Origin of the sequence: Oceanimonas sp. MB9 (genome assembly GCF_011319775.1) — a bacterium.
In the GTDB taxonomy this organism is placed as follows: Bacteria; Pseudomonadota; Gammaproteobacteria; order Enterobacterales; family Aeromonadaceae; genus Oceanimonas; species Oceanimonas doudoroffii.
The window spans coordinates 637,703-651,620 of record NZ_VFBE01000005.1 but is presented as its reverse complement, the minus strand read 5'-3'; the positions used below and the strand labels follow the sequence as shown (position 1 = coordinate 651,620).

Genomic DNA, 13,918 nt, shown 5'->3' with positions numbered 1-13,918 from the left:
GAAAAAAAGCCCGCCATAAGGCGGGCAAAGCACTGTCCATAACCATACTTACAATAAATTTATCCAGTGACCGGGAAAGGCCCGCTGCAACTCGCTGAAGGCTTCCAGCAGCCGGCTGTTGGCGTCGATAACGCCGGCCTCGGAGGTCAGCAGATCCCGCTGGGCATCCAGGAAGTCCAGATAGGGAATCATACCCTCTTCATATCTGGACTCGGCCTGTTCATAGGCGCTGCGGGCATATTCCTGCCGGCGCGTCAGCGCCAGCATTTGCTGCTGCTGGGCCTGCCAGTCCTGAACCGAGCGGTCGGCCCGGTTCAGCACACGCAGCCAGGTCTGCTCGAACTCGGCCAGCACGGCCCGCTCTTCCAGCTTTTGGGCATCCAGGCCGTCTTTCAGGGCCGACAGGTTCAGCAGGGACCAGTTCAGTTGCGGGCGAATACCCAGGTTTTCATCGGCGCCCCCCAACCCCAGGCTGGTACTGCTCATCCAGCCCAGCACACCACTCACACTGATGCTCGGAAAAAGCGCCGCCTTGGCCTCGTCAGACAGGGCCACCGCCTCGGCCACTCGAGCTTCGGCCAGCCGTATCTCCGGTGACTGGCGCAATGCCCGCTCGGGCTCGTGGATTTGCAACTGCAGTGATGCCAGTGCCGGCAGACCGGCGGCCGACACCTGCTCCCGCACTTCGGGCAGGGTTATCCCCGTCAGAATGGCCATGGCGTCCTGATACTGGGTTCGAAGCACTTCCAGTTCCGGGCGACGAGCACGATATTCATACCGCAGGGCCTGAGCCCGGCTCAGCTCCAGGGGCGTCGACAGCCCCTCTTCCACCCGCAGTGTCAGCACATCCACGCCTTCATCAAGCAACGTCAGCTGCTTGTCGAGCAAGGCCAGTTGCTCTTCCGCGCCCATCAGCCGGGTATAGGTAGCCACAACGCCGCTGACCACATCGGCCATGGTCTGAGCCTCAAAGGCCTGACGATGTTCAAGGTTTGCCTGGGCCTGTCTCACACGGGCGCGAATGCGGCCAAACAGATCCAGCTGCCAGTCGGCGGCCAGCCCCAGTGTGGCACTTTCCTGACGGACCACATCCAGGCTCTGAGGGTCCTGCTGGCGGGTCAGGGATACGTTGCCGGCAACGCCTCCCTGGGGCCGCAGTTGGTCACGGCTCACCCGCAGGCGTTCCATGCCGGCCTCGAGGCGCAAGGCCGCCGCCTCGAGGTCGTGATTGTTGGCCAGGGCCTGTTCCACCAGGCGGTTCAGCTGTGCATCGCCATAGGCATGCCACCACTTGGCAGCCGCCTCGGCCTGCTCACCGTTTCGGCTCACCTGCTCGGTAATCTGTTGCATCACCTGCTGATTGGGAGCCGAGGGTGCTTCATGCTCTGTGGTCACGGCACACCCCGCCAGCAGTACTGCGATGGCGGTCAGGGTCGGGATTCGACCCAGGGCCACAGTTTTAGTGCGCTTACGCATGCTCGGCCTCCTGACGGCTGGTCTTCTCGGTGTTCTCATTGGTCGCGGGCTTGCGCTCCAGGGCGGTCATGGCCATGTAAAATACCGGCGTAAACAGCAGGCCAAAGACGGTCACGCCAATCATGCCCGAGAATACCGCCACACCCATGGCCTGGCGCATTTCGGCACCGGCACCACTGGCCAGTACCAGGGGGACCACACCGGCGGTAAAGGCGATGGAGGTCATCAGTATCGGCCGCAGACGCAGGCGACAGGCTTCCAGAATGGCTTCCAGCCTGGAGTTGCCCTCGTTACGGCTGTCCCGGGCGAATTCCACCATCAGAATGGCGTTCTTACAGGCCAGGGCCACCAGAACAATCAGCGCAATGCGGGTGAAGATATCGTTAGCCCCGTCCATCAGCCAGATACCAGCCAATGCCGACAAGATGGTCATGGGCACGATCAGAATGATCGACAGCGGCAGGGTCAAACTTTCGTACTGCGCCGCCAGCACCATGAACACCAGCAATACCACCAGCGGGAAGATATACACCATGGTGTTGCCCGCCAGGATCTGCTGATAGGTCACCTCGGTCCACTCAAATTCCATGCCCTTGTCGAGCTGTTCGTTCAGAATGCGCTCAATCGCCTGCTGCGCCTGGTCAGAACTGTAACCGGGAGCCGGGTTGCCGTTCAGTTCGGCGGTCGGATAACCGTTATAGTGCATTACCCGATCCGGTCCTATGGTGGACTCCACGGTCAGAACCGAGCCCAGGGGCACCATGTTACCGGCCGCATTGCGCACCTTGAGCCGCAGGATCTGCTCGGGGTCCACACGATACTCGGCATCGGCCTGGGCATTCACCTGGTAGGTTTTGCCAAACAGGTTGAAATCGTTCACATACAGCGAGCCCAGGTAAATTTGCAGGGTGTCGAACACCTGCTCCAGGGGAATGCCCTGCAGCATGGCCTGCTCACGGTCGATCTCGATGTCCATCTGCGGCACCTGAATACGGAAGCTGGAATACAGTCCGGTCAGTGCGGGATCCTGGCGCGCCGCGTCCAGTACCTTTTGCAGGTTGTCGAATAGCGCCTCAAAGCCCAGGCTGGCCCGGTCTTCAATCTGCAGCTTGAATCCACCCGTGGTGCCCAGACCCAGAATGGGCGGCGGCGGGAACACGGCCACAAAGGCCTCGTCAATGCTGGCAAACTGACCATTGAGCTGGCCGGCAATGGCATTGGCAGACTGGCTTGGATCCTTGCGCTCGTCAAAGTCCTTCAGGGTAACGAACACGATGCCGCTGTTGGGGCTGTTGGTAAAGCCGTTCACCGACAGTCCGGGGAAGGACACGGTTTGCATCACACCCGGGGTTTTCAGGGCAATTTGCTCCATTTCCCGCACCACCGACTCGGTTCTGTCCAGGCTGGAGGCGTCGGGAAGCTGCGCTACCGCCACCAGATACTGTTTGTCCTGCAGGGGAATAAAGCCGCCCGGTACCGCATTGAACAGGGTAACGGTTCCGCCCAGCAGGCCGACGTAGACCACGCCCACCACCACACTCAGGCGAATCAGCTTTTTCACCCCTTTCTCGTACATACGACCACCGCGCTCGAACAGGCGGTTAAAGGGAGCAAACAACCAGCGTCCAAAGAGGGCATTCATGCCGCGCGTCAGCCAGTCGGGCTTGGCATCGTGGCTACGCAGCAGCAGTGCAGACAGTGCCGGAGACAGCGTCAGCGAGTTAAAGGCCGAAATCAGGGTAGAGATGGTAATGGTCAGCGCAAACTGCTTGTAAAACTGACCACTCAGGCCCTGAATAAACGCCGTGGGAATAAATACCGCACACAGCACCAGTGCAATCGCGATGATGGGACCGGTTACCTCGGTCATGGCCTGACGAGTGGCTTCCACCGGCGACAGCCCGTTGCCGATATTACGCTCCACGTTTTCCACCACCACGATGGCATCATCCACCACAATGCCGATGGCCAGTACCAGGCCAAACAGCGACAGGGTATTGATGGATACCCCCAGCCACTGCATGACCGCAAAGGTACCAATCAGGGACACCGGCACGGCAATCAGCGGAATGATGGAGGCACGCCAGGTCTGCAGGAACAGGATAACGACCACTACCACCAGTACAATGGCTTCCAGCAGGGTGTCGATAACGGCATCGATAGAGCCACGCACAAACACGGTCGGGTCGTAGGCGATGCGGTATTCCACGCCAGCGGGGAACTGCTCAGACAGTTCATCCATGGTGGCCCGTACCTGATCCGAGAGCTCAATGGCATTGGCGCCGGGGCGCTGGAAGATCGGCATGGCGACGGCGGTCTGCCCATTCAGCAGGGAGCGCAGTGCGTAGGTTTCCAGGCCAAGCTCAATGCGCGCCACATCCTTCAGGCGAGTGATGGCGCCGCTGGGGTCCACCTGCACCACGATATTTTCAAATTCTTCGGTGCTTTCCAGACGACCTTTTACGTTCAGCAAAACCTGGAATTCACTGTCGGTACTGACCGGCTGGGCACCCAGGCTACCGGCGGCAACCTGCTGGTTCTGCGCACGAACGGCCTGCACCACATCACCCGGCACCAGGCTGCGAGAGGCCAGCGCTTCAGGATCCAGCCACAGGCGCATGGAGTATTTGCCACCACCAAACATCTGCACATCACCCACCCCGGGCAAACGCGCCAGCTGATCCTTGATGTAGATATCGGCGTAGTTGGACAGATAGCTGGTTTCCCGATCCCCTTCAGGTGAGATCAGATGCACCACCATGGTCAGGTTGGGCGAGGATTTTTCCGCCACTACCCCCAGGCGCTGTACTTCCTGCGGCAAACGCGGCAGGGCACTGGTCACCCGGTTTTGTACCTGAACCTGAGCCCGGTCCAGATCCGTGCCCAACGAAAAGGTCAGGGTCAGGGTCATGCGACCGTCTGTGGTGGCCTGGGAGGACATGTACAGCATGTTTTCAATGCCGTTCATTTCCTGCTCCAGCGGTGCCGCCACGGTTTCGGCGATCACCTTGGGGTTGGCGCCCGGGTAGTTTGCCGTTACCACTACGGTGGGCGGTACGACCTCGGGATATTCACTGACCGGCAGCTGGAACAGCGAGATGCTGCCCCCTACCAGGATCAACAGTGACAGCATGGCCGCAAATATCGGCCGGCTGATAAAGAAATGACTGAATTTCATGACGTCTCTAATCCGATTATGCAGACGGTTCGGCGGCGGACTGGGGCTTGGCCAAGGTCAGGTTCTGGGTCTCAATTTCAACATTCTGCGGCGCGACCGGCATGCCCGGGCCTACGCGGGCCGGTCCGTTGGCGGCAATGCGCTCTCCCGGCTCCAGGCCGGCTTCCACCACCCGCAGCGTGCCTTCACGACGACCGAGTTCCACCTGGCGATACTCGAGCACATTCTCGGCATTCACCACCAGTACAAAGCGGTTTTTCAGATCGGTGCCCACGGCGCGATCCGGCACCATGACGGTGGGGCGGCTGTCGGCGGCCTTGAGGCTGATGCGGGCAAAGGCGCCCGGACGCAGCTGGGCGTCTTTGGCGGTAAAGACCGCACGTACACGCAGGGTGCCGGTCTGTTCATTGATCTGGTTATCAATGAAGTCCAGTGCACCGGTATGCTGTTCGCCATTGCTGCCGGCCAGGGCCAGGGTTGCCTGGGTTTCGCCATTGTCGGTGACATTGGAAAATGACGCATTCCAGGTACGCTCATCCACGTCGAAATAGGCGTAGAGACGGTCCGTGGCCACCAATGAGGTCAGCACGCTCTGGCCCGCCTGCACATTGTTGCCTTCGGTGATAAAGGCATTGGAAACCTGACCATCGATCGGCGCCCGCACCTCGGTAAATTCCAGGTTCAGACGAGCGGCCTGCAGGGCAGCCTGCACCGAGGCCAGCTCGGCCCGACGCTGACTGGCCAGCGACAGGCGGGATTCGGCCTGCTCTGCCGAGATGGCATTACGGCCTTGCAGGCGCTTGGCGCGCTGAGCCTCGGAGTTGGCCTGATGCAGCGCCGCCTGGGCCCGGTTCAGCTCGGCTTCAAGGCGGGCCACCTCGGCCGCAAAGGGGCGCGGGTCGATGCGAAACAGCAGGTCACCCTGTTTTACATGGCTCCCTTCGCGAAATTCCACCGACTCGATAACGCCGGAGACACGAGGCCGCAGTTCAACCTGCTGGGGCGACTCCAGTCGAGTGGTGAAGGTGTATTCGGGGCTGTATTGGGCGTACAACACGGCGGCAACGTCCACCGGCTGGGCGGCAGGCGTTGCTTTTGCGGTCGACTCCGCTTCGGCGAAGCATCCCGCCAGTACAGCGGTAAACAACAGACAGGACAGTAAACGAAATTGCATGAGCCTCGCTCCGGTTGAGGGTTGGCGATCCAGTAAATTACGGAGCGCAAGTATCCGGAAGTTGGCTTCAACTCTGTAGCGGGTTGTTGGTTAAATTGGCTTAAACAAAAAGTTGAAGCGTACCCATTCGGGGCATGGTCATGGCTTCAAATGGAAAGATAACAATGAGGGTGGCCTGCTCAGGTGAGTTTCAAAGGGAGACCATTTCGCCGATTGATGAATAATCATACCGTTTTCCCCTCTCAGGGATTATCAAAAAATTTTATAAAGTTATTCAACAGCGCCCGGCTTTTTATTCTTCGTAATTCAAATAGAATGGCCCCACTCCGCAGCAAACACTGCCATGTCGCCACCGGGCATCGCCCAGGCCGACCTTCACATACCGTATTTTCTGAACATCATTACTCGGGGAGAACCATGTCTCATCAAATCATCAAGGACCTTAACCGTCGCTACACCGTCAAGAAATACGACAGCAGCAAGCGCATTCCGGCCGAGGATCTGAACATTGTGCTGGAGGCGCTGCGCCTGTCTGCCTCCTCCATCAATTCCCAGCCCTGGAAATTCATCGTGATCGAAAGCGATGAAGCCAAGCAGCGCTTTCACGAGACCTTTGCCAACAAGCACCAGTTCAACCAGCCCCATGCCAAAGAGGCGTCACACACCATACTGTTTGCCTATGATCCGCACTTCACCAAAGACAAATACCGCAAGCGGGTGGATGTCGAGGTCTCTTCCGGCCACCTGCCCGAAGAAATGTACGACAAAATGCTGGGGGCCTACGCCTTTGCCGAGGCCAACACCGATGAGAACGGCTTCAACGGCCACTGGACCAAGTCGCAGATGTACCTGGCCCTGGGCAACACCCTGCACACCCTGGCACGCCTGGGTATTGACTCCACCACCATGGAAGGCGTTGACTCCGAGCTGATTGGCGAACAGTTCAAGCACGAACTGGACGGCTACGTCTGCGAAGTGGCGCTGGCCATGGGCTATTACAAGCAAGGCGAAGACTTCAATCACGGCCGGCCCAAGGCGCGTCTGGCCGCCGAAGACGTGATTGTGATGCTCTAACCCGGGTTATCAATACTTCCCCCGATCATCGGGGGAAGTTCGCGTTTATCTCATCGTTTCGGCAACCCGTCATTGATATCTATGATCCTGCGGTCATAGAAAAAATGGGCCGTTGACTCAAAGCCATCGGGCAAAGGGCCCGGGTTGCAGCGCCGGAACAACAACTGAGACACCAGCTTCCATCCCATGGCATTGGTGTTATACATCACATCGCCACAATGCTTGCAAAAGATGCGCGTCATGCGCTTGCGAGGATGCTGAAACTCAATAACATCCTCCTTGCCTCGCGTAATGGCGACCTGGTCCGCTTGCCAGGCCAGCACCGAGTGGTACGGTACCTGCAGCAGCTCACGGCAATCCTCACAATGACAGTAGCCATGTACCTTCGGCTGCCCCGTCATGGTGACTTCTACCGCCTCACAGTCACAATGGACGGTATGCATGTGGCTCATCATTTTCCCTCCGCTCACGGGTTATCGCTGGTTGCTCACACCAAGGCCTTCAGCGCTCGGCCGGATGAGTCCATGCGTAGGGTTGCATTGCCCCATCCACCTCGGTGTGCGTCAGCGCATTGGTAAAGTTGGAAATCAGCTTTGAGGCCAGTCCGGTCAGGACTTCAAGCGCCTGCCGACGGGTGAAGCCGGCGTCCAGAAATGCCTGCAGTTGCTCGTCCCCGATATGCCCGCGTTGATCCAGCAACGCCTTGGTAAAGTCATGCAGCGCCTGCAAACGCGCATCGGGAATACGGGTGCCTTCGCGCAACGCCTCAATCACCTCTTCCGGCATGCCTGCCGATTTCATCATCCAGGTATGGCCGGGCACGCAATAGTGGCAGTTGTTTTCAAAGTTGGAGGTCATAAAGACCACCTGCTGCTCCAGGGGAGTCAGGGTGGTCTTTTTCATAAACAATGAAAAAGTCGTGTTGTAGGCCTCATAGGTCGCCGGCGCTTCCGCCAGAATTTTGTGCAGGTTGGGGATCATGCCGAATCCTTTTTTTGACTCTTCCATCAGTGGCTTGGACTCTGCCGGCGCGGTATCAATTTCATAGTACTCAAACATAACAACACCTCTACTGATAACAGACGTTTATACCGGTTGCACAACCACGATATTGTTCAGTGCTTTTCTTCCACTATGATGGCCACAACGGGGGTATCGCCCACGTTCGTTACCTGATGAACCCAGGCTTGATGCCACATCACGTGACCGTCCGGGATCTCCGCCTCAAACACCTCCCCTTGCTCATCGATTCGAATTTTTCCACCGGACTGAAAGTAGACGGTTTCATTATTGTGTCGATGAATGGTGTCGGCTTCCCCGGGCTCCAGCTCCATCCTGAGCACCATGACACTGTCATTTTCAAATATCCGTTCATACTGCTCCGGCGAGGCGATATGGGCCGCCTCCTGGGCGCCGGCCACCGAAGCGAGGCCGGCCAGCGCGATGACCCCAACGATAACTCTGCTCAATACCTTGTTCATGGCTTTTGCCTCTCGTTTATCAGAAGTGCGCGTCAATGTGCTGCTGGAAACGCTCAAAGTCTTGTTCGACACTGGCATTCTTCATCACGTCGAAACAGGCAAAGGTCGGCAGCGGCTCCATGGCAAAGAAGCGGAAGTTCATGTGCATCGGGAAAAACAGATCATCCACACTCTTGCCCTGGAACAGGTACTCGCTTTCGTCGTTAAAGGATTCTGCGGGCGCATTGAAGGTCAGTGACAACATGTATTTCTTGCCCTGCAGCGTGCCGCCGGCACCGTAGTTTTCCTTGGGCGCATCCTGGTGGCGGCCATCCCCGTTGCACAGGGCGCCGCCCATGCCGGCGGTGTAGACCTCATCCATGTATTTCTTGAAGGACCAGGGCACCATCATCCAGTTAACCGGGGACTGCAGCAAAATGATGTCGGCCCACTGATGATTTTCCAGCTCCTGCTCTACCTGCCACTCATCGTCCACGGTCACAATGCGGGTACTATGGCCCTTGGCACGGATCAGTTCATCGGCCAGTTGGGTCAGGGAGCGGTTCAATCGGCCCTGGGCAAAGGGATAGTGGCGGTGGGCATTGATGATCAGCACATTACTCATGGTGTCGTCTCCTGGGTAAGTTAATGGTAACTTTTGATTACCAGGTGTATTATGGTTACCTTGAAGCTCGGTTCAATTAGTTAACTTTTGGTAACCTGGCGGGCTCAAAGGGGGTTAAATTGGAAAGCATTGTAGAAACAGATGGTTATGGCAGAAAAAAAGTCATCAATCCCTGCATGGAGCCCTGCGCCATCGAGAAGGGCATGCGCCTGATCGGAGGAAAGTGGACGGGATCCATCATCTACCACCTCAAGGATGGCCCGGTGCGCTTCAACGATCTGAACCGCATGCTGGGCGGCGCCAGCAAGAAGATGATTGATCAGCGCCTGAAGGAGCTGGAAAGCAGAGGCATGGTGGTCAGGCAGGTCTTGAGCGAACGTCCGCTGGCGGTGACCTACACGCTGACGGAATTCGGACAAAGTGCCCTGGACCTTCTTGAGCAATTACGCGTATGGTCGGAAGTGCACGAGCTGTAATGCCGCAGATAAAAAAGGCCGGTGATGAATAATGATTCATCACCGGCCTTTGCACAGCCATCACTTGCAAGCGTTAAGCGCTTGCCCCCAGGACCTTGATGCTGACCTCTTCCACCAGGGAGCTGACCGCCTCCTGATAGCTTTTCATGTGTGGGGTTGCCAGGTGCGCATCCAGGTGCGCCACCGACGCCCATTGCTCCATCACGACAAGGGTGTCTTTACCAAGTGTTTCCTGAATCGGAATGTCGGTGGCAACATGCTCGACCGGCGCATATTCAAGGCAGCCCTCTTCATCCAGCACCGCGGGCCGAATGCGCAGCAGCTCACTCAGCACCTTTTCCCGTTGCCCCGCCTTTGCATTGATGGTGGCAATGACATAAATCATGTTATTCGTCTCCTTGGCACAAGCAGCTTGTGCATCACGACCAACGGGAGCCGAAGCTCCCGCCTTGATATCAGGCTTCCGCCAGCGCTTCCAGGGTGGGGTAATCGTTATAACCCTCGGCCCCCTGGCTGTAAAAGGTGGTCGGGTCGGGCTCATTGAGCTCGGCACCGGCCTGCAGACGCTCCACCAGATCCGGGTTGGCAATAAAGGGCACGCCAAAGGCAATACCCTGTGCCTGACCGGATTGAACGGCGGCATTGGCTTCCTCGCCGTCATAACCCATGTTCAGGATCAGGTTGCCCCGATAGTGCTCACGGGCGGGGGTGACCACATCGCCTTGCTGCTCGCCAAGCACGTCGCCGCGCATCAGGTGCAGATAGGCCAGGTTGTAGTCATTCAGGCGCTGCGCCATCCAGGTGATCAAGCCGACCGGATCGCTGTCTTTCATGCTGTTGAAGCTGTTCAGCGGCGACAGACGCACCCCCACCCGCTCACTGCCCCAGACGCCCACGACGGCATCCAGCACTTCCAGCAGCAGTCGGGCTCGATTTTCTATCGGACCACCATAAGGGCCGGTGCGCTGATTGCCGCCGTCACGCAGGAACTGATCCAGCAGATAACCATTGGCACCGTGCACTTCCACGCCATCAAAACCGGCGCGTTTGGCATTTTCGGCGGCGATTTTAAACCCTTCAACAATGGCCGGAATCTCGTCATCGCGCAGTTCACGGGGCACGGTGTAGGCCTTTTTCCCTTCCGGGGTATGCACTTCATCATTGGTGATGGCTACCGCACTGGGGGCCACCGGCACCCGGCCTTCATTGAGCAGCGGGTGACAGGCACGACCACCGTGCCAGATTTGCAGGAAAATCTTGCCGCCGCGGGCATGCACGGCGTCGGTAACCTTTTTCCAGCCGGCCACCTGGGCGTCAGAATAGATGCCCGGCTCACGCCAGAACGCCGAGTTGCCTTCCATCACCATGGTCGCTTCGGCAATCAGCAGGCCGGCGGACGCACGCTGGGCATAATGCTCCACGATCAGGTCGGTAGGAACATGGTCGGCATCGGCGCGAATACGTGTCAGCGGGGCCATCAGCACCCGGTTGTTCAGTTCAACGGCACCAAGCCGAATCGGCGTAAAGAGATCTGTCATTGGAATCCTCGCTATCGTTACAGGCAGGTTCTGCCTGCCAAAGGCACGGCCATATTGCGCCAGAACCTGCCTCGACTGTGTAGTCATGTCGGCTTTGGAACCATCATGAATGAAAGTTGAAGCCAAAGCCGATGTTACTTAGCCCAGCTCAATACCGTATTTCAGGGCCTTGCGATGGCTCTTGAACTCCAACAGGGCAGCATCAAGGCGCTCAAAAGGTTCAACCAGCATGTCGGGGCCTTTCAGGCCGCCCTGATACTGCTGGTGCAGCAGTCGCTCGCCTTCACGGGCAAAGCGTTGCCACTGGGCCTCGGAGCCGGTGCCATGAAGGGCATTGAGCGCCACTTCGTGCTGTGAAATCGCCGTGGAGAACAACGGCACCACGGCCTTTTCCAATCGACCCATAATGCAGATGAGGTGGCCATTGGCTTCAACGTAAGAGGCCAGTGTTTCGGCATGGGCCGCTCCCACGGTGTCGAATACCGCGAAATAGCGCGCTTCAAGCTGGCTGGCCGACTCCACACAACGATGGGCGCCCAGCGCCATCAGGCTGTCATGTCTGGCACCGGAGGCGATGACGGTGATATGAAAGCCACGGGCCCTGGCCAGCTGGACCAATATACGACCAACGGCGCCAGAGGCGCCGGTAATCAGGATCTCTGCATCCAGTGGTGTTGGAATTTTCTCAATGGCCTGCCAGGCCGTCATCACCGGGCAGGGAAAGGCAGCGGCCTCACTCCAGGACATCCGTTCGGGCATGCGCATGATGGTGCGGGCATCAATGGCGGTATATTCGGCAAAGCTGCCATTTCGAAGCAGGGACTGGTGGTAACACACCGGTACTCCCAGCCAGTGGCGCAACGACTCATCGCCAACCGCCACGACCACACCGGCGCCATCAACGCCGGGAATGTGCCCGTCGGACCACTGCTCTCCCAGTGCGGCATCAATGAATTTCCAGTCGACCGGGTTCAGGCCGATCGCCTTGTTGGCGATCAGAACGTCACCCTGACCAGGCTCGGGCATGGCCTGAGTGGCAAGGGAGATGGCACGTTCGGATTTGGCCCAGATCCAGGCCTGCATGCTGTCGGGCAAGGATTCCATCGTGATCATGTGATTCAGTCCCATTGCGGTGCAAAGTCAGGGTTGGCAATGCGCTCGCCTTGCTCAAGGGAAGCGATGTCGGCCATGTCGTCGTCGTTCAGCTCCAGGCGCAGGGCGTTCAGGTTGGTTTCCAGATTCACCCGCTTGGTGGAGGAAGGAATGGTAACCAGCCCCTGCTGCAGTTGCCAGGCCAGCACCACCTCGGCCACCGACACCTCATGGCGCTCGGCAATGCGTTGCAGCACGTCGTCTTTCATTACCTTGCCAACGGCCAGGGGCATATAGCCGGTCACCTGAATGTTGCGGGACTGGCAGTGCTCGATAACACGGCGGTTTTGCAGGTAGGGGTGCACCTCGACCTGGTTGGTCAGAATGCTGCCCTCGCCCAGGATCTCAATGGCCTGATCCAGCTGTGCATTGGTAAAGTTGGACACACCGATAAACCGGGTCAGCCCGCGGCGCTGGGCCTCGGCCAGCTGCGGCAGATAAGTGTCCATGGCCACCTTGCCGCTGACTTCCGGCCAGTGGATCAGCAACAGATCAACGGCCTCTACCTGAAGCTTGCGCAGGCTTTCTTCCACGCTGGGAATAAAGGCATCTTCGCCCAGGTTTTCCAGCCACACCTTGGTGGTCAGGAAGAGCTCATTCCGGGCAATGCCGCTGTCGGCAATCGCCTGGCCCACTTCGGCTTCATTACCGTAAATCTGTGCGGTATCGATATGACTAAACCCGGTCTCCAGCGCCATGCTGACCGCGTTGTAGGCATCATCCCCTTCCAGACGAAAGGTTCCCATTCCCAGAGAAGGCATCATATTCATTACGGGCAACTCCTGTTATTGCGAGTGAAAGTTATTGCGAGTGAAACAGCGGCAAAACACGCTCGCCGATGTCGTGAAAAGTGTCATCCAGTGGTCGTTGATTGCGGCGCACATGCAGGCCGATGTGATCCACCCCGGCGGATTTCATGTCTTCCAGTTCCTTGATCAGGCCGTTAATGCCGGTGCTGATGCCGAAGTGGTGTCGCCGTATGGGGGCGTCCACATCCCCGACCAGATCCAGGTGAATAAAGCTGATGTAGGGCTTGTCTCCTGCAACGCGGCGCCAGAGCTCAACCCGTTTGACGTGATCCTGCGGCGTGCCCGGATAGGCCAGCCAGCCCTGCATATGCTCACCCACCCAGGCGGGGCTTTGTTGTGCCAGTCCGGCCACCAGCAAGGGCGGCTGGGGCGCCTTGGGCAGCACCTCCATGCCGCTTGCCAGCGCGCCGTCCTGGTCGCCACGAAGCACGCTCACGGCGTCGCGAAAACGCTCACCCCGGCCGGGAAAGTCCACCCCGAAAATCGGGTATTCACTGGGGCGGTCTCCGCTGGCAACCCCCAGCAACAGGCGATCGCCGCTCAGTGCCTGGACCGTGGCGGCGGCCTTGCGTACCAGCCAGGGCTGGCGCAGCGGCAGCACCACGGCGGCGGTGCCCAGCAGAATCTGCTGCGTGTGTGAGGCCAGGTAACCCAGGTAGGTAAAGGTTTCGAACACCTGGGCGGCATCACCGAATTTCGGGTCGTACAGGGGCACATCGCGCACCCAGGCCGCTCTAAATCCCAGTTGATCGGCCAGCCGAATCAGTTCGGCGTGTCGTTGCATGTCCGGCACACCAAAAGGGCGGCCATCCTGCCGACGGCGCGTGTCGCCCTCGGCAGACCAGTCATTGTCGAGGGGCAGTTCCAGTCCGATGGAAAAACCGCCTTGGGTCAGTTTTTCAATGCTCATTATAAAAACTCCCGGGCGAAGCCTGGCTTCGCCCTTGTTTACATTT

At 58.5% G+C, this 13,918-nt stretch carries 14 protein-coding genes; 2 read left to right on the top strand and 12 right to left on the bottom strand.

Annotated features, from left to right (window positions below):
• Nucleotides 1–48 precede the first annotated feature (48 nt).
• From OJHNALOF_RS06300 to OJHNALOF_RS06290, 3 genes are read right to left on the bottom strand one after another with little or no spacing between them, the layout of a single operon-like run.
• The gene (locus tag OJHNALOF_RS06300; protein ID WP_165661498.1) at nt 49–1,476 is read right to left on the bottom strand and encodes an efflux transporter outer membrane subunit; all 1,428 of its coding nucleotides are present in this window, start codon (nt 1,474–1,476) and stop codon (nt 49–51) included.
• Nucleotides 1,469–4,654 (bottom strand): efflux RND transporter permease subunit, encoded by a 3,186-nt coding sequence (locus OJHNALOF_RS06295; protein WP_165661497.1) that lies wholly within the window; start codon nt 4,652–4,654, stop codon nt 1,469–1,471. The genes OJHNALOF_RS06300 and OJHNALOF_RS06295 overlap by 8 nt, the downstream gene beginning before the upstream one ends.
• A gap of 16 nt (nt 4,655–4,670) precedes the next feature.
• On the bottom strand, nt 4,671–5,828 hold the full coding sequence (locus tag OJHNALOF_RS06290) for an efflux RND transporter periplasmic adaptor subunit (protein WP_165661496.1): 1,158 nt from the start codon (nt 5,826–5,828) through the stop codon (nt 4,671–4,673).
• Nucleotides 5,829–6,245: 417 nt separating this feature from the next.
• On the opposite strand from OJHNALOF_RS06290, the gene OJHNALOF_RS06285 reads away from it, so the two are divergent.
• Entirely contained in the window at nt 6,246–6,902 is a 657-nt protein-coding gene (locus OJHNALOF_RS06285; protein ID WP_165661495.1) for a nitroreductase family protein, read from the top strand.
• 50 nt (nt 6,903–6,952) lie between these two features.
• Here the strand turns inward: OJHNALOF_RS06285 and OJHNALOF_RS06280 are convergent, their stop codons facing one another.
• From OJHNALOF_RS06280 to OJHNALOF_RS06265, 4 genes are read right to left on the bottom strand one after another with little or no spacing between them, the layout of a single operon-like run.
• Complete coding sequence (locus OJHNALOF_RS06280; RefSeq protein ID WP_165661494.1) at nt 6,953–7,345, bottom strand: GFA family protein; 393 nt, start codon at nt 7,343–7,345, stop codon at nt 6,953–6,955.
• 58 nt (nt 7,346–7,403) lie between these two features.
• Complete coding sequence (locus OJHNALOF_RS06275; RefSeq protein ID WP_165661493.1) at nt 7,404–7,961, bottom strand: carboxymuconolactone decarboxylase family protein; 558 nt, start codon at nt 7,959–7,961, stop codon at nt 7,404–7,406.
• A gap of 56 nt (nt 7,962–8,017) precedes the next feature.
• Nucleotides 8,018–8,383 (bottom strand): hypothetical protein, encoded by a 366-nt coding sequence (locus tag OJHNALOF_RS06270; protein ID WP_165661492.1) that lies wholly within the window; start codon nt 8,381–8,383, stop codon nt 8,018–8,020.
• 19 nt (nt 8,384–8,402) lie between these two features.
• Entirely contained in the window at nt 8,403–8,987 is a 585-nt protein-coding gene (locus tag OJHNALOF_RS06265; RefSeq protein WP_165661491.1) for an NAD(P)H-dependent oxidoreductase, read from the bottom strand.
• A 119-nt stretch (nt 8,988–9,106) separates the two neighbouring features.
• Here OJHNALOF_RS06265 and OJHNALOF_RS06260 point away from each other — a divergent pair, with 119 nt between their 5' ends.
• Nucleotides 9,107–9,463, top strand: coding sequence for a helix-turn-helix domain-containing protein (locus OJHNALOF_RS06260; RefSeq protein WP_165661490.1), 357 nt, complete (start codon nt 9,107–9,109; stop codon nt 9,461–9,463).
• A 73-nt stretch (nt 9,464–9,536) separates the two neighbouring features.
• On the opposite strand, the gene OJHNALOF_RS06255 is transcribed toward OJHNALOF_RS06260, so the two are convergent.
• The 5 genes from OJHNALOF_RS06255 to OJHNALOF_RS06235 all read right to left on the bottom strand — a co-directional run bounded on the left by OJHNALOF_RS06255 (nt 9,537) and on the right by OJHNALOF_RS06235 (nt 13,872).
• A complete protein-coding gene (locus tag OJHNALOF_RS06255; RefSeq protein WP_094199934.1) occupies nt 9,537–9,848 on the bottom strand; it encodes a putative quinol monooxygenase in 312 nt (103 codons plus the stop codon).
• A 70-nt stretch (nt 9,849–9,918) separates the two neighbouring features.
• A complete protein-coding gene (locus OJHNALOF_RS06250; protein WP_094199935.1) occupies nt 9,919–11,001 on the bottom strand; it encodes an alkene reductase in 1,083 nt (360 codons plus the stop codon).
• Between the two features lie 138 nt (nt 11,002–11,139).
• On the bottom strand, nt 11,140–12,114 hold the full coding sequence (locus OJHNALOF_RS06245; protein WP_165661489.1) for an alcohol dehydrogenase: 975 nt from the start codon (nt 12,112–12,114) through the stop codon (nt 11,140–11,142).
• A gap of 5 nt (nt 12,115–12,119) precedes the next feature.
• On the bottom strand, nt 12,120–12,923 hold the full coding sequence (dkgB, locus tag OJHNALOF_RS06240; protein WP_165661488.1) for a 2,5-didehydrogluconate reductase DkgB: 804 nt from the start codon (nt 12,921–12,923) through the stop codon (nt 12,120–12,122).
• A gap of 31 nt (nt 12,924–12,954) precedes the next feature.
• Nucleotides 12,955–13,872: a TIGR03571 family LLM class oxidoreductase gene (locus tag OJHNALOF_RS06235; protein WP_165661487.1), complete on the bottom strand. Its 918-nt coding sequence runs from the start codon at nt 13,870–13,872 to the stop codon at nt 12,955–12,957.
• Nucleotides 13,873–13,918 lie beyond the last annotated feature (46 nt).

Bases quoted from the DNA above. Each gene is read 5' to 3' on its own strand.
- OJHNALOF_RS06300 (WP_165661498.1), bottom strand. From the start codon at position 1,476: ATGCGTAAGCGCACTAAAACTGTGGCCCTGGGTCGAATCCCGACCCTG.
- OJHNALOF_RS06295 (WP_165661497.1), bottom strand. From the start codon at position 4,654: ATGAAATTCAGTCATTTCTTTATCAGCCGGCCGATATTTGCGGCCATG.
- OJHNALOF_RS06290 (WP_165661496.1), bottom strand. From the start codon at position 5,828: ATGCAATTTCGTTTACTGTCCTGTCTGTTGTTTACCGCTGTACTGGCG.
- OJHNALOF_RS06285 (WP_165661495.1), top strand. From the start codon at position 6,246: ATGTCTCATCAAATCATCAAGGACCTTAACCGTCGCTACACCGTCAAG.
- OJHNALOF_RS06280 (WP_165661494.1), bottom strand. From the start codon at position 7,345: ATGCATACCGTCCATTGTGACTGTGAGGCGGTAGAAGTCACCATGACG.
- OJHNALOF_RS06275 (WP_165661493.1), bottom strand. From the start codon at position 7,961: ATGTTTGAGTACTATGAAATTGATACCGCGCCGGCAGAGTCCAAGCCA.
- OJHNALOF_RS06270 (WP_165661492.1), bottom strand. From the start codon at position 8,383: ATGAACAAGGTATTGAGCAGAGTTATCGTTGGGGTCATCGCGCTGGCC.
- OJHNALOF_RS06265 (WP_165661491.1), bottom strand. From the start codon at position 8,987: ATGAGTAATGTGCTGATCATCAATGCCCACCGCCACTATCCCTTTGCC.
- OJHNALOF_RS06255 (WP_094199934.1), bottom strand. From the start codon at position 9,848: ATGATTTATGTCATTGCCACCATCAATGCAAAGGCGGGGCAACGGGAA.
- OJHNALOF_RS06250 (WP_094199935.1), bottom strand. From the start codon at position 11,001: ATGACAGATCTCTTTACGCCGATTCGGCTTGGTGCCGTTGAACTGAAC.
- OJHNALOF_RS06245 (WP_165661489.1), bottom strand. From the start codon at position 12,114: ATGATCACGATGGAATCCTTGCCCGACAGCATGCAGGCCTGGATCTGG.
- dkgB (WP_165661488.1), bottom strand. From the start codon at position 12,923: ATGAATATGATGCCTTCTCTGGGAATGGGAACCTTTCGTCTGGAAGGG.
- OJHNALOF_RS06235 (WP_165661487.1), bottom strand. From the start codon at position 13,872: ATGAGCATTGAAAAACTGACCCAAGGCGGTTTTTCCATCGGACTGGAA.